Source organism: Flammeovirga sp. SJP92, assembly GCF_001583495.1.
GTDB lineage: Bacteria > Bacteroidota > Bacteroidia > Cytophagales > Flammeovirgaceae > Flammeovirga.
The window spans coordinates 102,286-125,046 of sequence record NZ_LQAQ01000042.1 but is presented as its reverse complement, the minus strand read 5'-3'; the positions used below and the strand labels follow the sequence as shown (position 1 = coordinate 125,046).

Sequence of the window (22,761 nt, the reverse complement as noted above, 5' to 3'; positions counted from 1 at the left end):
TATTGTATATAATTACAGTGGGTTAATTTATCAAAACCAATCATAAATTACATAGATTAGTTATACTGTTGAAACTTAATTTTTTATTTTCTCTAAATTCTAGTAATTACAATAATCCTGTTTTTTTTTGAATTATTAAAGTATTTCTAAATATTTTTTAATAAAAGTTGAACTTATCAATCGATTCAATCAACAAAAAAGAGTACATCAATCTCATTATCTGCAACTTAAAACCCTTAAAAAACCCATTTTAACGAACAAATAATACATATTACACAATGTTACATACACGAATTAACGAACCCTATAACATCTTACAATAATTATTTATTCATTTACATGATTTCTACAATATGTACCATAATAACAAATTCTTGTAAGCACAAGTGTTATAACTTTCAGACAGAATAATTGTTTTTAAAAAACACTAATTAAGCAAGGCTAAAAACGATAAAAGCCCACAACATTTGTCATGGGCTTTCGCTAGAATTTGAGGAAAACTCAAAAATATATTTTCTCTAGTTTAAGAGATGAACTAAATCAGTACTTTGAAAAACATTACAATTTCTCTGCTTGAGCATCTGTGATCTCTAAATCATGGAATACATTCTGAACATCGTCATCATCTTCCAATCTGTCAATCAATTTCATCACAGTTTCAAGCGTTTCATCATCTACTTCTTTGGTAGCATGAGGAATTCTTTGAAGGTTAGCACTTGATACTTCAACACCCAACTCTTCTAGCTTTTTGTTTACTGCACCAAAATCTTCCATTTGAGAGAAGATAGTTACAAACTCTTCTTCTACTTCAAAATCTTCTGCTCCAGCATCAATCAACTCCAACTCAAGCTCTTCAATATCAAGTTCTTCTGTTTTATTGACAACAAAAACACCTTTACGGTCAAACAAAAATTCCAACGAACCATTTTTTGCTAGAGATCCACCCAATTTTGCAAAGTAGCTTTTCACCTGCTGTACTGTTCTCCTTGTATTGTCAGTAGAACATTCAACATAGATAGCAATACCACCTGGAGAATAACCTTCATAAGTTAATTCCTCATAAGTTACATCTTCACCGCCAGCCACTTTCTTGATGGCACGTTCGATGGTATCCTTAGGCATATTTGCCCCTTTTGCGTTCTGAATAGCTAAACGTAAACGAGGGTTCATATCGGGATCGATACCACTTTCCTTAGCGGCAACGGTAATTTCCCTTCCTAATTTTGTGAAAAGTTTATTTCTCTTTGCGTCTTGAGCTCCTTTTCTATGCTTTATATTGGCCCATTTACTATGCCCTGCCATAAATTATTTCTAGAAATGTTTCCAACCTTGAGCTGTCAGCGGAAGCGTTTGCTGTCCTTCCGTCACTAAACGTGCACCATTCTCTGCTTCATCAATATATCCGATAAAGAATATACTAGCGTGTTTTTCTACCTTAGGGAAATCTTCCTGCTTGATCGTAAACAATAATTCATAATCTTCTCCACCATTTAATGCTGGTGTTTTTGAAGGAATTTTGAACTCATGACATACATCAAACGTTTGGTGATCTACTGGCAATTTATCTTCATAAACCACAGCTCCAACTTTTGAATCCTTACAGATATGTAAAACCTCAGAGGCTAATCCATCAGAAATATCAATCATGGAAGTTGGTACGATTCCCAACTCATTAAATTCATGAATAATATCTGTTCTAGCCTCAGGTCTTAATTGTCTACCTGCTATATATTGATAATTCTCTAAATTCGGTTGCATTTCAGGATTCGCTTCAAAAACTTTTTTCTCTCTCAAAAGTACTTGAAGTCCCATATATGCTCCACCTAAATCACCAGAAACACAAAGGATATCACCCTTTTTCGCTCCGCTTCTGTAGGCAATTTTATCTTTCTTTACTCTACCAACGGCAGTAACAGAAATACAAAGTCCTTGACGAGAAGAGGTAGTATCACCTCCAACTAAATCTACTTTGTAATTTTTACAAGCTGCTTTAATCCCTTGGTAAATCATATCAACCGCCTCTACTGAAAAACGGTTTGTGATAGCAATACTTACTGTTACTTGTTCTGGAATAGCATTCATTGCTGCAACATCTGATACATTGACAGCAATTGCTTTATACCCTAAGTGTTGTAAAGGCATAAAACTTAAATCGAAATGAATTCCTTCCAATAAAATGTCCGTTGATAAAACAGTATATTCATCTCCACCATAATCAAAAACTGCGGCATCATCACCAATGCCTTTTACAGTTGTTTTATGATGAATTTCTACTCCTTCCGTTATTTTATCGATTAAAGCAAACTCTCCTAGTTCACCTATCTCTGTTCTTTTATTTTCTGACATTTTGCAAATTTAACTATGTAAAAGCATTTTTGCTACTGTAAAGTACACTCCAAGGCCTATTAAATCATTACAAGTGGTAATAAAAGGCCCGGAAGCAAGTGCGGGATTGATTCCAAACTTATCCAACACTATTGGGGTGATAGTCCCCATAAAGGAGGCAATCATAATTACGCTGAACAAAGCTACTGAAACCACAACTGCCAAAGCATGCTCTATAAAAAGAAAATTGAAAGCATATACTAAAAGTGCAAGAGTCAAACCGTTTAATATGGCGACAATCAGCACTCTAAAGTATCGGTCAAAAACAGACCCTTGAAAACCTCCACTAGCTAATGATTGTACAACAATAGTCGATGATTGAATTCCAACATTACCACCTGTTGCAGTAATCAATGGAATAAAGAAGGCCATTGCGGGCACTAAACGTAATTCGTCTTCAAAGCCACCTAAGAAATTAGCGCCTAATAATCCTCCAGACATTCCAACAATCAGCCAAGGCAAACGAGCTCTTGCCATTGCCCACAAACTATCTCTCTCCTCAATATCTTCCGAAAGACCTGACATGGCTTGCTGATCCTTTTCCGCTTGTTCCGTAATCACATCGACCACGTCGTCAATCGTAATTCTACCAATCAAACGACCTTGTACATTGACAACTGGTATCACTTCCAAATCATAGTGTTGCATCAATTCTGCTACCTCTTCATCCTCTTGATAAGAATGTACTTTGGCTATTTCAGGCTCATATAGATCCGCTACTTTATCCTCTTCATCTGCTATCAATAGACGTTTCATAGAGATTCTACCCAATAGAATATCATGATCGTCTACTACATAAACAGTATAAACCTTATCTACCTTCTTAGCCTGACGGCGAACTTCCTCAATACATTGATGTACGTTCCAATTGATGTTTACCTTCACCAATTCCTTTGCCATCAGACCACCAGCACAATCTTCCTCATAGTGCAAAAGATCCACAATATACAGCACCTTTTCCTGATTCTGCATACTGCCTAGCACCTCTTCCCTCATCTTGACGGGCAGTTCATTTAAAATATCCGCCGCATCATCGGAATCCGTCTGATCTAAATATTTTGATAACTCTCCGGCTTCAAAAAGAGCCATAAAGTTTTTTCGAATATCTTCCTCAAGGTCACTGATCACATCAGCCCCTACATTAGGATCTAACAATTCAAGAATGTACTTACAATCTTCAGCTGAAAGCCCTTCCATAACAGCAGAGATATCTGCCGCGTGCATATCTTCAAATTCCTTTTCAAGATACGCATCTTCTTTTTGCTCAACAGCTCTAGACAGCTGTTTGATATACTTCGCTGAGTACTCGTATGACATTGTACTTATTTTTAACCGCCCACTATCTCATGTAATCTTCCGAAGAATTCTTCCCATAGCTCCTTCAATTCATCCATATCATCCATATCCGAATAATCTGTTACAGTAACAAATGTGGATTGAGCCAATTCGCTAAAATCAAATTTGAAATCCAAATACGCTGACTTTTGATCTTCTTCTTTTTCAAAAACGTATTTGACATGTTGATTTTGTCTTCTCACTGCAATTTTCCCAATTTTTTCTTCATTTCCCCAAACAAATGACATGATCTTCTGCTCAGCATTTTCAGTCACTTTATCGGCAAACCAATCTTTCAAAAGGTTCGGCGTAATAAAATAGGGATACAACTTGTGCAATGGTGCTTTGAATTCGAACTCTGAGATATACTTAAATCTTGCCATGGTAATAAAAAGGAAGTATTAAAAAATGATGTCTCAAAGAGCTTGTTAAAAACCTCCGATTAGAAGTGACTATTACCCTTTAGTAAATTGATTATCAAGCTGATCTTCAGAAGAATAAAGTTCTTGTTGAAAATTCATGCTCTCAATACCTAAAAATGAGATTTTTCACTTCCAGAATGTAGATTTTGAACATGCTCCTACACGATTACAATTATGCGAAAATAAAAATCTAGTAGCAATAGTATTAATGAACATTTTAAAGAAAATAGACCTAAATACAGAATATATTTCCTCATTAAAAGATTTATACTCTATTTAGATTAAATCCAAGACAATAAGAACACCTAAAAGGATTGTATTGTGAGGTTAAAGGCCTATATCACATTATCGCAAACTTTACAATAATTACTCTTTTGGTATTAAAAATCTATATTTCCCTTTTGAAGTGAAAATTGAATAAAAATTATATCAAGTAGTAGTTATTGAAAGGTTTATGGAATACAGTTTCATAATCAATAAAAGGCTTGTTAATTGATAGACTAAATTTGGAATACTCCCATAAATTGATGATTTTAAGTAACGTATTTCTCTATAATGTAACTTAAGAATTTATTCATCTCATCAACTTTTAAGTACTAGCTCTTCATTATCATAAATAATTCAAAGGTACAATTTTGCTGAGGTACTTTCTAAAAAACACTACGCCATGATAGACTTTTGAGTCTATTCATAAAAATTACAATGCTATGGAAAACAGTATAGAAATTTCTAAAACTGAACTCCTCACTACTACTTTTTGGTCAGTTTATAGAATTGAAAAAACCTATTTAATTATTTGGAAAGATAGTGGTCGGGATATGGATGATCAGTCCTTTAAAAAACACATCACCTCGTTTGCTAATTTAATCGAAACTGATGGTGCCACTTATGATGTAAAATCATTTGTTGTGGATACAAGAGCCTATCATTTTGTGATGAATTTGAACATTCAAGAATGGCATGATCAGGAAATTATTCCGCGTTACTTGAATTCTGGGATAAAGAAAATTGCTTTTTGTTTGAGCGGTGATCTGATCAGAGACCTCTCAATTGAACAAACCTTTGATGAAAGTCAAGCCCAATCGGATCAGCTTTCTACTTTGTATTTTCAAGATCTAAGAAAAGCATTGGCTTGGGCAAAAAGGGTAGATTAAAAAACACTAAAAATAAATTAGAATTAACTATGATTTATTTTTGACTTAGTACTTACCTCTTTTTAATTTGATAATGCTTCATACTTCAATATAAACTTGAAGACATTTTCAACGCTCCAATCTGTAAATGGACTTCGCTTTTTTTCCTGTAATTTTATTATACAAGTTTTGCAAGAAACGAAAAGGCCATGTAATGATTCTTATTGCATAGTAAAAGGCACTACTTGCAAACATACTGCAGATAAAAAACAACATAAAGAAAGTTTCAAAACAGGCGACAAGGAATAATAGTATTTTTCTAATCATAGTGGACTGAGTGTAAGTTGAGGGAAAGTTGCGAAAATTAGATAGAAGAAGTATTAAAACCTCTTCCATCTTGCATTACATTGCTTTCCTTATTGATTAAGATAGTGAATTAAAGATAATTCATCACTTCTCGGATGTTTTTTAACTCTTTAAACTTCTCTCCTTCTACCTTATGATCTACCATTTCATGTTCCCAAGTACTATGGAATGGGATATGATATGCATGGGAGCCAATATTTAAAACAGGAACAATATCTGATTTCAGTGAATTTCCTAACATTAAAAATTCATCAGGTTCAATATCCAAATGTTTTAATAATTTGTTGTATCCAGCCTCTTTCTTTTCGGAAACAATTTCTGTATGATGAAAATATTTGTCTAAGCCTGATTTTTCAATCTTCCTCTCTTGTTCTAAAAGATCACCTTTTGTAGCCACTACTAAACGGTACTCTTTTGTTTTCAAATATTCCAAAGTATCAATAACACCATCAAGTAATTCAATTGGATTATTTAGCATTCGTTTGCCGAATTCCAAAATTTGTGCAATTTCAGTAGCTTTGACCTTCCCTTCAGAAAACAAATTAGCTCCTTCAATCATTGATAAAGATAACCCTCTAGTCCCATAACCATACATTGGCAGGTTTTTGATGACCAAATGGAATAACTTTTCCTTCAACTCTTCTCGCTCCATGTAAGGAGACATCAACTTAAAATAGTCCTCTTCAAATACTCTAAAAAACGGTTCGTTGACCCATAGGGTATCATCTGCATCAAAGGCTACTACTTTAATATTCTTCATTCTATTTTCTTCCAATAATTACCCAATAAAAATGCAAAGTAAACTCAATGTTATTCAAAACACAAAATTTGATAGAAATTCACTTATTATTTAAAAAAAGATTGCTCTATAGTTTACGCTGATAACACATTCCTAAAATAACTTTGTAAAATAAATAAGTACCAGATTTATATAATCAGAATTACACTGACGATTCCAGTTTATATAAGTCCTATACTTCGTAAGTGCTTGATAATTCTTCAGCAGGAACTTTAACTTCGTTATTTTAGGATTCGACCATATAAAGCAAAGGTGCACCCTATTGAATGAGCTTTTTCTAAGAAGACAACTTACTATTATATACCCATCAAGTACACATACGCCAAATGACCACAATAGAGCTGATACAATGATAAAAAATATAAATGAATACTTAATCTTCGGGAAAGGCATTAACTGTAAAATCAATGTCATACAAAATACTCTATTTATTGAAATCAATCCTACAAACTCCTTAGTTTCAATGACTAGGATCCGCCTTGATTTCAAGCAACATAATGGTATTCACTTGGGCTACTTAAAATGTTTTCAGAGTATTAAAAACGATCTATACCGCTACATTGATGAAGCTATAAATGATTTTGAAAGTATTCAGATTGTAGGGTATGGTTTTGCTGGAGCAATAGCCCAAATTACGTCGTTAGGTATCTATAAAAATTTCCTTATTCCATCTGCCGTTACCACATACGACAGTCCAACACCTTTTTCATTGATAAAAAGAGAAGAATTTGATATTTCTACCGTAAAGCAGGAACATTTTGTATTTGGGTACGATATCAACTTTAAATTTTATACAAAACTATTTGGATATGCTTTTCCAAGCAACATTCAGGAATACAAAATAATTTAGGAAAGATGAAATAGATTGAAGAGAGAATATATGATTTGAGTATTCAGTGTTACTTTCATCATCACAGTTTGCATTGAATAATGAAAGTAAGTATTCGCACTTTATTAAATACAACAAACACGCCAAAATGTGATATTTTGGTAATATTTATCAATAAAAAATCACACAATACTGAATATCAGTTATGTGTGATTTTTTGTTAATTAATGTATCTTACAATGTGTTAGAAGACTAACTAAACTTATTTAGCAAAAACACCTGCATCTACTAATTGTCCAAAAAAGTCATTTAGCGTTAAACTAGGATCACGGTATTTCATACCTAGTTTTTCTTTACTTTTCGTATTATCAACTAACCATTTATAGCCGAAATTTTTGGCAACCATTTTCCGAGGTATCCCTTGTGTTGGCCCAATTAGCCATACCAACCATTTTGGCAACTGTTTTTTAGGAAGAGGGAATGCTTTTCCATATTTTTCTCTCAGAAAATCAGCCATTTGTAAAATAGTGTAGCTATCGTTAGAAATGATATGTCTGCCCTCTGCCTCAGGCATAAAACCAGCATTATAATGAGCGATGGCCAAATCTCTGACATCAACAATTCCAATATGAAGTCCCGGTGCTCCCATCTTCATAGAGCCGTCACCTAATTGTTTCATAATATTAAAACTCTCAGAAGTACTTGTTGGGTTAATACCTGGTCCAAGAACAAAGGAAGGATTGATGACCACCATGTCCCAACGGTCTTGTTCTTTATTCATTTTCCAAGCCTTCTTTTCTGCCACAGTTTTGGAATAATTATAAGGCTGATGATTGACTGATGAAGTAGAATTCCAAATGCTCTCATCTGCGATATGATTAGGAACTTCTAACAAATCTTTTGCGTCACCAATAATAGCAACACAACTACTTGTAAGCACCACACGCTTCACAGAATACGTCTTATTGACAGTATTTAATACGTTTTGAGTTCCCTTTAAAGCTGGATCCACCAAGTCTTTTTTAGGATCATTGACGGAAGTTACAAAGGGAGATGCTGTGTGATAGACCAATTCACATCCTTCCATCGCTTCATCATAAGAACCGGGAGTCAGCAAATCTGACTTAAAGAATTTTATTACGCCATCTGTTTGATCTGCAATAGCATTTAAATATTTGAGTTTTTCTGTATTATCAGGATTTCTTACAGGGGCATGTACCGTTAGTCCTTTTTTCAATAGTCTTTCAACAATTCGTCCTGCCACATAACCTGTAGCACCTGTAATCATCACTGGCTTGGTTCTATCAATAGTGACCATATAGTTTTGGGTGTTTTAAGTTAATTTTGACTTCAAAATAAAGTGTATTTACAAGATATTAAATGTTTCTTAAATACCTCAAAAACACACTTTATATTCAAGAAATTACTAAGAAAAATCATTTTACTGAATATAGATTTCATCCATTTCTCTTTGATTTTTCTTAAGGTTCTAATATTGTCTCGTTTTTCTGTAACAACTTCAACAATTCACTGGTATTCAGTTTCGTTGCTTGATTTGTACCACTCAATAAATCATCAGCCAATTCACGTTTGTCAGCGTGCAACTGTATCATCCTTTCCTCCAATGTATCTTTACAAATTAAGCGGTAAACGGTAACGGGTCTTTTCTGCCCCATTCTATGTGCACGGTCAGTGGCCTGATCTTCTACAGCCGGGTTCCACCAAGGGTCCATATGAATCACGTAATCGGCTGCTGTTAAATTTAATCCTGTTCCTCCTGCTTTTAGTGAAATCAAGAATACGTCACCCTCACCAGATTGGAAAGCATTGATACCTTTCTCTCTATTTTTTAAAGTGGTCGATCCATCAAGGTATTGGTAAGAAATACCTTCCCTTTCTAAATACTTTCTTATGATACTTAAGAAGCCAACAAACTGACTGAAAATTAAAGCACGGTGCCCTCCTTCTTTTAATTCATGAAGCGTTTCTAAAAGTAAACTGATTTTACTTCCCATCAGCTGGAATTCATGATCCACCAAACTTGGGTGACAACATAACTGACGTAACTTCGTCAATTCGGCAAGTACTTGAAGCTGTACATTCTGATCTTTATTTTTCTCCAATACCCCTTCAATTTCCTCCAAGGCTGTTCTTCTGTGTGCCTCATAAAGCGTCATTTCATCTTCAGATAAATTCACGCTTAATACTGATTCTGTTTTTGATGGAAGTTCATCCAATACTTCACTTTTCTTTCTCCTTAAAATAAATGGAGTGATCAGCTTACGCAATACTTTTTTAGCTGATTTGGAATGATGTTGATCTCCAGAATCAATTCTCAAAACAAAGTTTTTATTGAAAGACTCCCATGAACCTAATAACCCAGGATTAATGAATTGGAAGAGGTTCCATAATTCTGAAAGGTTATTTTCGATAGGTGTACCCGTCGTCACAATTCTCATTTTACCTTCCAACTGCATCGCTACTTGAGATCGTTTTGTTGTTTTATTTTTGATGGCCTGTGCTTCATCCAATAAGACTATATTCCAGTCTTTTTTCACGATTGGTTTATAGGTCGATTGAAGCAATCCATAACTGCAAATGATCACATCAAACGCCCCTGCCTCTTTTAATAAGATCTCTCTATTATTGGTATTATAAAGCAAATGCGGTTTTAATGTAGGTGCAAATTTTCGGATTTCATTGACCCAGTTGAAAGTTACAGAAGAAGGAGCCACCACAAGTGAAGGCCCATCTTTTGCCTTGTCCACCATCAAAGCAATACCTTGTAAGGTTTTACCCAATCCCATATCATCTGCCAAACAAGCACCTCCACCCCAAGACGCCAATTGAGACAACCACTGATAACCTTCCACTTGATAATCCCTTAAGGTCGCTTGCAAAGTATTTGGTACTACATAAGTAGTTTCAGAAGCTGTATTAATTTGCTCTTGTAATGTTTGCCATGACTTGTCACTTCTTACTAAAGCTTCATTTGTCAGTGCATTCAATGCTCCATAAGAAGATAATCGGTGAACTCTAAAATCTAATTTATCTTCCACAGCAACACTTGTCAGTGTCGCCAATTGTTTTCTAAGGGAATCTGTCAATGCAATAAACTGATCCTTCTCAATTTCTACATAATTGCTGTTCGGGTCATTTTTAAATGCTTTCAGCAATGATTCCAATGAAACAATTACTTCTTCATTCACTTTCACTTCACCCGACACTGCAAACCAATCACGTTTTTTGGATTGAATGTTCATTGTGATGTTCTCACCGCCCACTTTTGAAAGGAGCTTAAAGCGAACACCTTTCGGCCATTCTACCACAGGCTTAAAATCGCCAAACTGAAGTTCCTGCAAAGCATTCAAGGTTTCTTCCCTGTCGGATAATTCCCATGCATGATGCCCATCGTTGGTGTTATCCAAGAAAGGTCTTTGGTAATAGAATTTTTCTAACAGTGCTTTTTCTTCCTCTAGGTTTCTGATAGCTCTAGTACGTACTCTATCCACTTCTTCCACCAAGACAGGCTTGCCCGATGCTGGAGTAACATAAGGAGGAGTGGTTTTAAAAGGCTTCATATAGAGTTCCAAAAGGATATTATTTCCTCTTGGCGTGAGTAATGCATAAATGGTTTGGTCTGCTTTCACTTCTGGCAATTCTTCTCTGATATCTTCTACATTCGAGTGGATATTCAGTGTTTGCCCCAAAGCAGTTATCGCTTCTTTTAATTGTTTTTTCCCTTTTTTGGGAATAATGATTTCTTGAGGAAAACTCTCTGCCCAATGCTTAATTTTTTTATCGACATTATAATAGATCACCCTCGTTGGAGTTTCTCTTTTTAATGGAAAGTCAATATTAATATCTTTATCAAAAGAAAGGCGGTAATGCTCGCCCGCTTCATCAATTTGTAGCTCAAAAGGACGTTTTTCAACGATAACCGATACATTATCATCAGATTCTAAGACCACATTAGGATGTCCTTCCAAACGTTTCCACACTTCTAAAACATCGAAATCCATATAACCTCTTCCATAAGTACGAATAGCTTTGTCGAGAATTTCGTGATCGATTTCCAACATCCCTTTCACCCCTTTCTTCAACAAACGAGTATCAGAAACTTTTTTAGGCTTACTCCACTTCCCATTCTTCAACTTGGTCTGTTCCATAGGTTGCACATACAATCGATGATCAGAAACGACCCACAGCAAACGACCTTCTTTGACTCCTTTATTTTCCTTTTTATCAATCAGTTGAAAATCCTCTGCAATAGCACCCATTTTTTGGAGTAACAATTCCCACTCTTCCTCTGAACTTTCACTCAATGTATCCTCAAAACGGAATAAATCTTCATCAATCAAATAACTTAAATCTACCCCTTCTTCACTTGATGTATTTTCACCTAAAGCATCAGCATATAAAGAGGCGTACCATTTATGTCCACCCTTTTGATATTCGATGGTTTTATTCTGTAAATAATGATACGTCAAATCATCCAGCGTATTTTTTTGACCAAATAATTTCCCATAAATCCAATAGGTAAAAGTAATAGTCAAGGGACCGTACCCATTGACTAACGACTCATGAAGATGATAACGCAAATGTTCCTCTAATTCATACTCTGATAATAACCCATCTACTGAAGAATTGGTACTTAAATAAATTACAGCCTCTAATAGAATAGAATAAAATGCAGAAGGAAAACCCTCTTTTGATTTTTTATCAAAGTAGATGTATCTGTTTCTTAATAAACTTAAGGATTGTTGCTTGTATTTTTGATAAACTAAAAGCATTAAGACTAATTCTTGGTCACTACTTAATGCATTCCAAAATTTTGAAGATTTTTTCTTAAAGTGCGTTTTAATGTTTTCAATCCCAGCAAAATTGAGTACTCTTTCAAGCACTTTTTCCTTGTCTTTGGATGCTAAAGCCACATACAACTCCACAAATGCCTTATCAAAATTATCAGCATTTTCAATGGTTTCTAATGCTGAAGTTGTATATCCCTGACAGATCAAAAGCAAAGCTTTCATTACTCCTTCATCCTTATACATCTTAGAGGTATACTTTTCAAAAGTAGATAAAGTATGCACATCAACATCACCATCCAGTAAAGCAGTATAAGCCCCTTTATAAAGAAAATCCCAAATTTCAACACTAAGATTTGGACTTACATTATCTTCTATATGTCCAAAGGCAAATAATGAATACATTCCGAACCATAATGATGAAGAATAACCATCAACTTCATCTGAAAACTCAGGATTAAAAAAGTTACTGATAAGTAGCGTATAATTTAATTTTGAAGTTGGCACTACCAAATCTCTGATTACAGATTCTGGCTTAAAGCTCATGGTCCCCCAAAATGTTGGATAGTTTTTCTGTTCAAATACTATATTTTTGAATGCCTTGTTGAAGGCACTATCATCCATAAATCCTTTGGCTTTTACCAATACAGAAAGATAAAATTCTGGACAATCTACTCTAAAATAGGTCACTCCTCTATTTTCTACAGGATAGATCAACTCATCTTTCAATAGTTCGTCCAAAACGGAGGTAATTTCTTTGTTCAGCTGTACTGTTTTAAGCTCAGGTAAAAGTGCTTTCAAAAACTCTTTCAGCCTCGTTTTGTTCAATCCCTGTAAACCTGCACTAATCATTAAAATAATGTATTTATGCTGGCTTGATTCAGGGTATTTATCGAGCTTTTCAGTGAATTCGTTGTATCTATCTATTGAAAAATTCATGGAGAATGAAGTTCTATTTGATCAAAAAAAAACCAGAGATTAATCTGGTTTTACAATATATAAAAATTAGAAATAAATTTATCGAGTGAAGCATATCGATCATACTCATCTTCTTGATCCGTTCTAATAATGATCGATGATTTTGATCCACTATTCAAGTGGTCTAACACTCCCCAATCTACATGTTCCTTACTTAATTTATAATGTTCAGATTCTGGATCCATCCACAAAAAGGAAACATATTGATTTAATTCTTTTAATACAGAACCGATAAAATCTTGTACTCTATGTTCATGTCCCTTCTTCCAATTTAACCCTTCAAAAGTAATGAATCTATGATTTTTAAAATTGAAAAGTCTATTGGCATACGGAATATAAGGTAAGATATATTTGGCTACTACACCTTCTGCTCCTGGAAGGTGTTGGAATTTCCAATGTCCTTTATAGGCTTGGGCACTCACTAGAATCTCTCCGTTTTCCTCCAACACAAATACATCGTCATTTCGACATATATTTTCAGAAGAATAAAAGGCATAATCTTTATAGAAATCATTTGCAAGTTCCATCACTTTTGTCTGCTCTTCTTCAGTAGCTCTTCTCACCGAAGGATGAAGTGACGGGCTGATTCTGCTGAATGTTAGCGTCGTCATTTTACCAATAGTTCTAAAGCCTACTTTCTCCGTAAACATTTTAGAACGAAGGTTATCATTTTCTACTTGCGCATGAAATAGCTGTGGAGTACCATTCGCCTTGCTTTCAGGCATTTGATAAGTATTGAAGAAATTAATTAGTTGTTGGTCCAAGAAGCTGTTTTTCTTTTTCTTCTTGTTAGGGTTTTGTTTTGTACTCTGCAAAGAACTCACAAAAGCAAAATAACGGATATGATACGTTTCCACATCCTTTCCTTCAAATTTTGTAGATTTATGAATTAAAGTAATTGAACTCAGTAAGTTCTCTCCTCTTCTAAGATTTAAGAAATAAGCTTTTTTTGTGAATCTTAGGTTCTCCTCCGTTGCAGTGTGCGTATATCTAACTCCGCCTTCAGTTCCCCATAATGTGTCATCCAACATTTTGACAACGTCATCCGTCAACTCATCGGTCAACTCTAAACTTATGGAACCTGCTTGAGTTATTATGTCTTTCATTCGGTATATCTTGACGTATTAAGAATGTATCTGAGCGAATTCTCTTCCATTCAAAATACTATTTTGTTTGTATTCGACTCAAAAAATTAACGTAGCAAAAATATTGTAATTTTTGACATTTCTAAAGTTTAGAATCAGAATCTAAAGGTATTTTAAGATTTAATTACGTTTTAGTTAGAAAAGGGTGATCTTTGTTTTATTATATGAATTTGAAGAATAAGGTATTCTCAGAAAAAGAATAATCTGTGATTATTTACAATTAGAGTTATAACTGTTAGAAAAACTAGCAGAAATTAAATTACAACCACTACCTTCCCTTTCGCTTGATTATTTTCCATATACTCATGCGCCTTTGCCACTTCTTCTAATTTATATGTACTGTCAATATTTAACTTGATCTTACCTGCTTCCACACCATCAATAAATTCCTGTAACATTTCTTCCGTAATATTTTCTGCTTCTCCCATGTAAGCCGTCAGTTTTCCTAAGGAAGGAATATCACCCATAGGGATAAAATGTTCCAATACCCATTTATTACCCAAAATACCCGTCATGCAAACTGTACCTTTTGAACGGATACATTTCAAAGAATCTTTTAAAGTGATGGTACCAACAAGTTCTAATACTTTGTCCACACCTTCAGGGATAATTCTTTTCACATCATTTTCAATATGTCCCCTATCAATAATGACATGATCTGCTCCATTTTCTAATAAAAATTCCTCCCGTCCAGGATTTCTAGAAGTTGAAATTACGGTAAGCCCATTCATTTTTGCCAACTGACAAGCTAAAAGACCAATAGAAGAAGTTCCACCTCTGATCAATAATGTTTCCCCTTTTTTAATTTCTAATGCCTGATGTAAAGAACCTGAAACGGTTTGAAACATTTCTGGAATCGCTCCCAAAGTTTCCCAATCAAGATTACTCTTAAAAGAAAATACATTCTCTTTTGGCACAATAGTATATTCAGCATAGGAACCATCAAAAAAACGTCCCATACCACCCATAAATGCCATTACTTTATCTCCTTTTTGAAACGTATTACTAGGGTCCTCTTCCAGAATCCCCACACATTCTATTCCTTGTATTCTTGGATAATCTACACCGGGAGAATCTCCTCTTCGTGTAAAAAGTTCGGCTCGGTTTAGCCCAAATGCTTTTATTTTTATCAAGACCCAACCCTCTTTTACTTTTGGTTTTGGCACTTCTAATAATATAATAGTATTGGGTGATCCTGCTCGTGTTGTAACAGCTGCTTTCATAGGTTGAAGGAAATAGCGTTTATAAACTCATTTTTAATATCACTAAAAAAATAAACAGTCTTTGAATAACCTAAAAAATGTATAAAATCTTATTTCTACACTGCAATATGTAATACAAGAAAAAAGCATGCTGAACAAAATTCAGCACGCTTTCACCTTTTAATAACTAAATTAACAAACCCAAACTTTAACTATGAAATATGTTCTGTAAGCTTATTGGATGCCTCTGAAAGCTTTTTCAAACTTTTATTGAATTTCAGCTCCAGATCTTCCTTACGCTTATTTATTTTTTTCTGTTTCTTCTCACTTGCTTTTTCTAATTGTTGCTGCAATTCAGAAGATTTTGCTTCCGTTTCAATTTTCAAATCAATGATTTTCTGATTTATGACATCTTCCAGTACCACTGCTTTCTTTTTCACATTATCGATTTGCTGTTTAATGCTTTCCTTCGATTCCTCAGAAGCTTCTTTTAATTCATGTTCTAATTCAGCTAACTCTGCTTGAATAGCTTCCGCTTCTCTATTAAATTGCTCTTCCTCTATTTCAGCTCTATTTCTTCGGAATAACATTCCATCCAATTCTTGCATTTTGGTATCCAAAGGGGCATTCCAACCTTCTTCTATATCAGCAATCACTGCCGTTTTTCCTTTATCCAAAGCATCAGAGACCTCTTCAATAAATGAAGTATCTACTCCTGCCTTATCAAAATCATAAATTAATCCACCAACAGAACCTGCCATAGCACCTGCTACCATACCTACAGGACCACCAAACATACCAATAAATGCACCAGTCAACATACCAACGCCCGTTCCTATTGGTCCTTGATCAGATTTTTCATTGACTGTTATTTCACCTTCATCATTTTTACTGATAACTGTAGCAGCATAAAGGGTAATATCACCGTTATTATTTAATTCTTTAATTGCAGATAATCCTTCAAATGCTTTCGATTGATTGTCAAAGACAGAAACTACTAATTTGTTCATTTTCTTTTTTCTTAAGGTTATAAATTTTTCAAACCTTCAATTCACATTGTATCATTCACTATGAATAGATTGTTAGGTAGAGAGTGATTGTGATTGAGAGCGTTTTATGATATTACAAAGGTAGAAGATGGACATTTCTTAAATATTGGAGTAATTCTTAATTGGCGTGATTAAGTAAATTACCTAGTGGATGAAGTCTTTATATTGGAAAGGAAGTTTAATTACAAACTAATGTTAATATTAGCTGTTTTTTGAGTAAGAATAGATGATTTCCACTTCAACAGCTGACCCTTTTTGTGCTTCTATGAGCAACTTCATGGTCTAAAGATCGGTAATTGCCAATATATTGGCATTATTATACTATTTTGACATTGTTTTGGTGATATCTCTCAATTTTTATATAATTTTAACTTTCATGTAACTGATAATCAAACACTTAACTAACAAAGGCACACCTCTTGTATTTCCATTGGCATCAAACATTAATTTAAAAATTATGAATTCTCTACATCTAACTTAATCATCTGTTATTGACAACTCATTTATTTCTTATCAAGATAAAGAGTTTATAAAACAGAGTGTCTTTTGTACTTGTAGTTAAAAATATAATTTATCGTTATCAAATATTCAATCTATAGAAAAAATATAGGGTAGTATCATACACCCTTCACTTTAATCTCAACAATTTATCATGAAAAATCTATTCAAAACTACACTTCTTTTGTTAAGTAATTTATTCATCGTTTTTTCTATCAGTGCTCAATTACCAGATCCTGGTTTTGAAATCGACGAATACACTGCCATAGTAATGACTGATCCACAAAACGATTTCTTAAGTCCTGAAGGTGCTGCTTGGGATGTCGTTGGAAAAAGCGTTACTGAAAATAATACAGTAGAAAATCTTGATAAAATATTCCAACTAGCCAAAGAATATGGGTTGCCAGTGTTTGTATCGCCACATTATTATTATGAACACGATCACTCATGGAAGTTTGAAGGTGCACTTGAAGAATTGATGCATCACATAAACATGTTTGACAGAGAAGATCAGTTAAAAGTGGAAGGATTTGAAGGTTCTGGAGCGGATTGGTTAGATCGTTAGAAGCAATACATTGAGCAGGATTATGTAACTGTAGCCACTCCTCATAAAATATTTTGACCAGAACAAAACAACCTTTCGTTACAGTTGAGAAAAAAGAAAATCGATAAAGTAATTCTTTGTGGAATGTCAGGGAACTTATGTGTAGAATCTCATATGCGTGAACTGATTGAAGACGGATTTGAGATAGCTGTAATTGGTGATGCTACCGCCTCTGCACAGGTTCCTGGTTTTGATGGAAATGCTGCGGCACAGACTAATTTCAGAATGATTTCAAGTCATGTATACTCTACTAAAGAATTAGAGGAGACATTAAAGGCCTCAAAAAAATAATCACTGCACTCTCCATTATTCATCATTAAATCTATTCAAATATTATGTACCTTTCTCAAAAAATCGACGCTATAAAATTATCTGAAGATCTACTTCGCGCTGTAAAATTAAACAAGCCTACTTTTACACTTGAGTTTGCTTTAAAACATATTGATCTAACAGAATTACAAAAACAGTTGTACAGTGACGATAGAAAGAAGGCATTCTGGATCAACATTTATAATGCTTTCTATCAAATCCTTGCAAGAAATTTCAGACATGAAAAAAGTCTTATCTATTCGATCAAATTATTTATGATCGCTGGACACGAATTTAGTTTAGATGACGTAGAGCATGGAATTTTGAGAAGGTTCAAATATAAATATGGTTTGGGTTATCTTCCTCAATTGTTCCCTTCAAAGGTCCTCAAAAGTTTGGCAGTAGTATCTGTAGATTACCGTATTCACTTTGCATTAAACTGCGGTGCTGCAAGTTGCCCTCCTATCCTGTTTTATGATCCGATTGACATCGACAATCAACTTCAAATGGCGATGGTTTCCTTCCTAGAAGCTGAAACTTCATTTGATAATGACAAAAAAACGGTCAATGTAACTCGCCTGTTCTTATGGTTTATGGGAGACTTTGGAGGGATCAATAATGTAAGGAAAATCATATCAGAGACACTAATGATAGACATAGATGGCTTTAGAGTAAAATTTAATCCTTACTCATGGGAGGAAAAACTCGGAAATTTCTTTCAAACTAATCAAGTCGCTTAAATCAAATGAAAGAGTGAAAACAATTTATTATTAATCAAAAAATTTCAATTATGTGTTGTATCAAAAGTCCAATTCTAAAATTAGTAGCCGCAGGTATTTTTATGACGTTGATTGCTTTCTACTATAAGCATCAAGATGAACAAAAAACAAGTCAAAAAAATAATGCTACTGAAAAGGTGAATTATATTCATCAATAACTAAACAAAAACAGGATTCTTATATCCAAAAAAATCAAAATACAATCTCTCAAATATTAAAAATATAAAATCATGAAAAAGGCAATTTGGAACGGTGTAGTTTAAGCGGAAAGCGATCAAACAATTGAAATCGAAGGAAACCAATATTTCCCACCATCTTCTTTAAATAAAGAATACTTTGAAGATACTGATGCGAAGTCAACTTGTCCGTGGAAAGGTGTCGCTTCTTATTACAACATTAATGTAAATGGAGATACCAATGCAAAAGCAGCTTGGACTTATAAAAGACCTAGCGAGATGGCAAGTGAAATCAAGGATCATGTTGCTTTCTGGAAAGGGGTAGAAATCAAATAATCAGTTTTAATTAATACATCTAGTAACACAATAAATTATACAATTATGGCAGTTAAAAATTTAAGCTTAGAGGAATTCAAAGATAAAATATTCGATTATACAAATAATGAAGATTGGAATTATAAAGGTGATAAACCCGCATTAATTGACTTCTATGCAGATTGGTGTGGACCATGTAAAATGGTTGCTCCTATCCTTGATGAATTAGCGGAAGAATATGATGGAAAGGTAGATATCTATAAGGTCAATACGGAAATTGAACAAGAGTTATCCTCTATGTTCGGAATTAGAAGTATTCCTTCTCTATTGTTCATACCAATGGAGGATGTACCAAAAATGCAAAAAGGTGCCCTTCAGAAAAATGACTTTAAAAAAGCTTTTGAAGCAGAATTTGGTATAAAATAAATCTTTCATAAATCATTAATAGGGTATTTCGTGCACCAAAACTTTTTACTATGGTGCACGAAATTTCAACCTACCTCTCTTATCAATCTTAAAAATACTCATGGAAAATAAATTTGATCTAATTGTTATTGGTGCTGGTTCAGCAGGTACAAGTGTAGCGAGAGCATGTGCTTTAGAAGGATGGAAAGTAGGGATTGTAGAAGAATTAAAATTTGGAGGCACTTGTATGCTTAGAGGTTGTGACCCTAAGAAAATGTTTTTGGCTGTAAGTGAAGGGATAGATGCTGTTGAAAGAATGAGTGAAAAAGGATTTGTGGTGAAAGATGCAGCAATTGATTGGAAAAAAATGAGTGCCTTCAAAAATTCCTTTATTGAACCGATGCCTGATAGAGTTGAGCAATCATTGGAAAGAATGGGTATTGTAGAGTTTCATGGAAAAGCCAGGTTTATTGATGATGGAAGCCTGCAAGTTGGTGATCAAAAATTACATAGTGAGTATTTCCATATTGCTACTGGAGCAAGTCCTTCAAAATTGGGAATAGATGGTGAAGAGCATGTCAAAACAAGTACAGATTTTCTAGATCTGGTGGAAGTTCCCAAAAGAATCCTCTTTATTGGTGGAGGATTTATTTCCTTTGAATTTGCTCAGATTTCAAAACGAGGTGGAGCAAGTGAAGTGACAATTTTACAGAGAGGTAACAGAGTATTGAATCACTTTGATCCTGACTTGGTGAATATGCAAGTGCAAAAAAGTCAAGAAATGGGGATTCTAATTGAGATGAATAGTACTATTCAAAAAATTAAGAAAGTTGGTGAACATTATATCATCACTTATCAAACCCCTTCAGGTATACAGCAATTGGAATGTGACCTGATTGTACATGGAGCAGGAAGAGGTGCCAATATTCTAGATTTGAATTTAGAAGCAATCGATGTAGAATATTCTAAAAAAGGTGTGAAAGTAAATGAATACCAAAGAAGCATTTCTAACCCGAAAGTATTTGCTGCAGGGGATTGTGCAGATACCGGAAAACCAAATTTAACTCCGGTAGCAGGAATAGAGGCTAAAACTGTAGGTCAAAACTTAATTGCAGGAAAAGACCTACACAAAACGATCTACCCTGCCATCCCGAGTGTAGTGTATACCCTACCACCTATAGCTGCTGTAGGTATTTCTGAAGAGGAAGCTAAAACCAAAGGAATCGATGTTGAGGTGAAGTATAAAGCAACTTCTCAATGGTATTCTTCAGTGAGAGTAAATGAAAAATACTCAGGGTTCAAGACAATTGTGGACAAAAAAACTAGAAAAATTCTAGGTGCCCACTTGATTGGACCTGGTGCTGAAGAACAGATCAATGTGATTACAATGGCAATTAATCAAGGTATGACGGTTGAGGAGTTAAAAACTATTGTTTTTGCCTACCCAAGCTACTCCTCTGATATTAAATATATGTTTTAAAGAGCTTAGAAATGATAATATCAGAGACTCTTAGGAGGTCACTTCGGTGACCTCTTTTTGTTTATCTACTTTTTTCCACCCTCCTGCATAGGTAGTAAATGAAGAAGTTTGATCCATTGTAGAAGCGTAGCCTGCTATGCTATTGTCAGAATAATTAATTTTAATTGAAAATAAGGTATTCTACTTATCTCGGAATTCACGTAGAAGGCTACGTGGCTACAAAACACTTTCTACCTAGCGCAAATGTTAAGCGACAGCGTCATTTGTGCTTGAAAGATCATAAGAAGTCTCTGACTTCTAAATACAGAAATTTGAAAATTAAGGAGGAATCAATCTCCAAGAAAAAAAAATTGGGATACTCTACCTCTTTCGGACTTCACGTAGCGGGCTACGTGGCTACAAAACACTCGAATTTCTTCTAAATCATAAATTATTTAAGGAAAATGCACTTTTTTTCATCTTTTTTGAAGATTTAAAGGCACGAAATAACATCGTGTAATACCACAACTCATTAAAATATCATGTAAATGCCAACATTTTGGCAATTCTATTAAATACTGTCAGTTTTTTATTGAGAGATATCATCACATCATTGAAATTACAACCTTAACAACTTAATTATCAACCATTTAACCATTTATGGCATTTTGATTGAAATAAACATATCGAACGTTACTTGCACAGTTACTCTTATGTAAAGTGTTCTTAATGAGTTTATTAATTACAATTATTTTATCTCTCAATTTATCAATATGAAAAATTTCATCGGTTTAGGTACAGCAGCCATCGGACGTCCTCAGTACATTAATGTAAGACAAGAAAATGTAGACAATACTTCACTTGAAGAGTTTAAGGCAAAAGGCATGAATGTTTTACAAGAGGCGTATGACCAAGGCATCAGATATTTCGATACTGCTCCAGGTTATGGATTAGCTGAAAAATTAGTGTTGGAATGGTCTGCTTTAAAAGGATATTCAGATATTGAAATTGCTTCAAAATGGGGGTACACTTATACGGCACATTTTGATCCTAATGCTAAAACACATGAAGTAAAAGAGCATAGCTTAAGTAAATTAAATGAACAATGGGACTTTACGCAAAAGTTGCTTCCCAGATTAACTACTTATCAAATTCACTCTGCAACGTTTGAATCAGGAATTTTCAATAATACAGAAGTTTTAGACCGATTAGGAGAATTGAAAGAAGAATATAATCTAAAAATTGGTTTGACTTCAAGTGGTGAAAATCAGACACAAATTATTAAAAGTGCTTTAGAAATTGAACGTAATGGAAAACAGCTTTTTGACGCTTTCCAAGTAACTTTCAATATTCTTGATCAAAGTGTCATTGAAATTCAAGAGCTTTTAAAAGATAAAAGAATTATAGTCAAAGAGGCGTTAGCCAATGGTCGTTTATTCAGAAATGAAAATTACCCGCATTACGCAGCGCTTTATAAAGCAATGGAATATCTCGCTAAGAAATATAATGTAGGTGTTGATGCGATTGCTTTGCGATTCGTAATTGATTGTCTGAAGCCTTTCAAAGTATTAAGTGGTGCTTCTGAACAACAACATATTACTGACAATTTGAAAGCTGAGTCATTTGAACTGGAAAAAGGAGAATTGGAGTTTCTTACTTCATTTTATGTTTCCCCTGAAGAATACTGGAACGAAAGAAAAAAATTGGGATGGAATTAATCTAATCCCTCATAAAGTACATGGAAAGAGGGGAAGGGATAATTTTA

The 22,761-nt window shown here is 34.2% G+C and carries 18 protein-coding genes and 2 pseudogenes; 10 read left to right on the top strand and 10 right to left on the bottom strand.

What is annotated here, in order from left to right:
* Positions 1–558: 558 nt before the first annotated feature.
* The 4 genes from AVL50_RS10825 to AVL50_RS10810 are packed head-to-tail and all read right to left on the bottom strand — an operon-like array spanning position 559 to position 4,103.
* Positions 559–1,302 (bottom strand): YebC/PmpR family DNA-binding transcriptional regulator, encoded by a 744-nt coding sequence (locus AVL50_RS10825; protein ID WP_062616512.1) that lies wholly within the window; start codon positions 1,300–1,302, stop codon positions 559–561.
* A 9-nt stretch (positions 1,303–1,311) separates the two neighbouring features.
* Complete coding sequence (thiL, locus tag AVL50_RS10820; protein WP_062616511.1) at positions 1,312–2,346, bottom strand: thiamine-phosphate kinase; 1,035 nt, start codon at positions 2,344–2,346, stop codon at positions 1,312–1,314.
* A 9-nt stretch (positions 2,347–2,355) separates the two neighbouring features.
* A complete protein-coding gene (gene mgtE, locus AVL50_RS10815) occupies positions 2,356–3,702 on the bottom strand; it encodes a magnesium transporter (RefSeq protein ID WP_062616510.1) in 1,347 nt (448 codons plus the stop codon).
* Between the two features lie 11 nt (positions 3,703–3,713).
* Positions 3,714–4,103, bottom strand: a complete 390-nt coding sequence (locus tag AVL50_RS10810; RefSeq protein ID WP_062616509.1) for an START-like domain-containing protein — start codon at positions 4,101–4,103, stop codon at positions 3,714–3,716.
* Positions 4,104–4,849: 746 nt separating this feature from the next.
* Here AVL50_RS10810 and AVL50_RS10805 point away from each other — a divergent pair.
* Positions 4,850–5,296: a hypothetical protein gene (locus AVL50_RS10805; protein WP_062616508.1), complete on the top strand. Its 447-nt coding sequence runs from the start codon at positions 4,850–4,852 to the stop codon at positions 5,294–5,296.
* Between the two features lie 415 nt (positions 5,297–5,711).
* Here the strand turns inward: AVL50_RS10805 and AVL50_RS10800 are convergent, their stop codons facing one another.
* On the bottom strand, positions 5,712–6,401 hold the full coding sequence (locus AVL50_RS10800; RefSeq protein ID WP_062616507.1) for an HAD family hydrolase: 690 nt from the start codon (positions 6,399–6,401) through the stop codon (positions 5,712–5,714).
* A 388-nt stretch (positions 6,402–6,789) separates the two neighbouring features.
* Between AVL50_RS10800 and AVL50_RS10795 the strand changes: the two genes are divergently transcribed.
* Positions 6,790–7,290, top strand: a complete 501-nt coding sequence (locus AVL50_RS10795) for a hypothetical protein (protein WP_157491268.1) — start codon at positions 6,790–6,792, stop codon at positions 7,288–7,290.
* Positions 7,291–7,531: 241 nt separating this feature from the next.
* On the opposite strand, the gene AVL50_RS10790 is transcribed toward AVL50_RS10795, so the two are convergent.
* The 5 genes from AVL50_RS10790 to AVL50_RS10770 form a co-directional block, all read right to left on the bottom strand.
* The gene (locus AVL50_RS10790) at positions 7,532–8,587 is read right to left on the bottom strand and encodes an NAD-dependent epimerase/dehydratase family protein (protein WP_062616505.1); all 1,056 of its coding nucleotides are present in this window, start codon (positions 8,585–8,587) and stop codon (positions 7,532–7,534) included.
* 163 nt (positions 8,588–8,750) lie between these two features.
* Positions 8,751–13,016 carry a DEAD/DEAH box helicase gene (locus AVL50_RS10785; protein ID WP_062616504.1) on the bottom strand — a complete coding sequence of 1,422 codons (4,266 nt, stop codon included), beginning with the start codon at positions 13,014–13,016 and terminating at the stop codon, positions 8,751–8,753.
* 50 nt (positions 13,017–13,066) lie between these two features.
* The gene (locus tag AVL50_RS10780; RefSeq protein WP_062616503.1) at positions 13,067–14,161 is read right to left on the bottom strand and encodes a hypothetical protein; all 1,095 of its coding nucleotides are present in this window, start codon (positions 14,159–14,161) and stop codon (positions 13,067–13,069) included.
* A gap of 293 nt (positions 14,162–14,454) precedes the next feature.
* Positions 14,455–15,423, bottom strand: a complete 969-nt coding sequence (locus AVL50_RS10775) for a zinc-binding alcohol dehydrogenase family protein (RefSeq protein ID WP_062616502.1) — start codon at positions 15,421–15,423, stop codon at positions 14,455–14,457.
* A 191-nt stretch (positions 15,424–15,614) separates the two neighbouring features.
* A complete protein-coding gene (locus AVL50_RS10770; RefSeq protein WP_062616501.1) occupies positions 15,615–16,412 on the bottom strand; it encodes a DUF1269 domain-containing protein in 798 nt (265 codons plus the stop codon).
* A gap of 691 nt (positions 16,413–17,103) precedes the next feature.
* Here AVL50_RS10770 and AVL50_RS33835 point away from each other — a divergent pair.
* The 8 genes and pseudogenes from AVL50_RS33835 (at position 17,104) to AVL50_RS10745 (ending at position 22,714) form a co-directional block, all read left to right on the top strand.
* Positions 17,104–17,514 (top strand): isochorismatase family protein, encoded by a 411-nt coding sequence (locus AVL50_RS33835; RefSeq protein WP_216639036.1) that lies wholly within the window; start codon positions 17,104–17,106, stop codon positions 17,512–17,514.
* A gap of 75 nt (positions 17,515–17,589) precedes the next feature.
* Positions 17,590–17,844 (top strand): annotated as a pseudogene (locus AVL50_RS33830) (isochorismatase family protein); the annotation flags it as partial.
* Positions 17,845–17,888: 44 nt separating this feature from the next.
* Positions 17,889–18,602 (top strand): DUF547 domain-containing protein, encoded by a 714-nt coding sequence (locus AVL50_RS10760; RefSeq protein ID WP_062616500.1) that lies wholly within the window; start codon positions 17,889–17,891, stop codon positions 18,600–18,602.
* A gap of 50 nt (positions 18,603–18,652) precedes the next feature.
* The gene (locus AVL50_RS32950) at positions 18,653–18,799 is read left to right on the top strand and encodes a hypothetical protein (RefSeq protein WP_157491267.1); all 147 of its coding nucleotides are present in this window, start codon (positions 18,653–18,655) and stop codon (positions 18,797–18,799) included.
* Between the two features lie 117 nt (positions 18,800–18,916).
* Positions 18,917–19,153: pseudogene (locus AVL50_RS32720) on the top strand (DUF427 domain-containing protein); the annotation flags it as partial.
* 45 nt (positions 19,154–19,198) lie between these two features.
* Complete coding sequence (gene trxA / locus AVL50_RS10755) at positions 19,199–19,558, top strand: thioredoxin (RefSeq protein ID WP_062616499.1); 360 nt, start codon at positions 19,199–19,201, stop codon at positions 19,556–19,558.
* Positions 19,559–19,658: 100 nt separating this feature from the next.
* Complete coding sequence (locus AVL50_RS10750) at positions 19,659–21,017, top strand: NAD(P)/FAD-dependent oxidoreductase (protein ID WP_062616498.1); 1,359 nt, start codon at positions 19,659–19,661, stop codon at positions 21,015–21,017.
* A gap of 752 nt (positions 21,018–21,769) precedes the next feature.
* Entirely contained in the window at positions 21,770–22,714 is a 945-nt protein-coding gene (locus AVL50_RS10745; RefSeq protein ID WP_062616497.1) for an aldo/keto reductase, read from the top strand.
* Positions 22,715–22,761 lie beyond the last annotated feature (47 nt).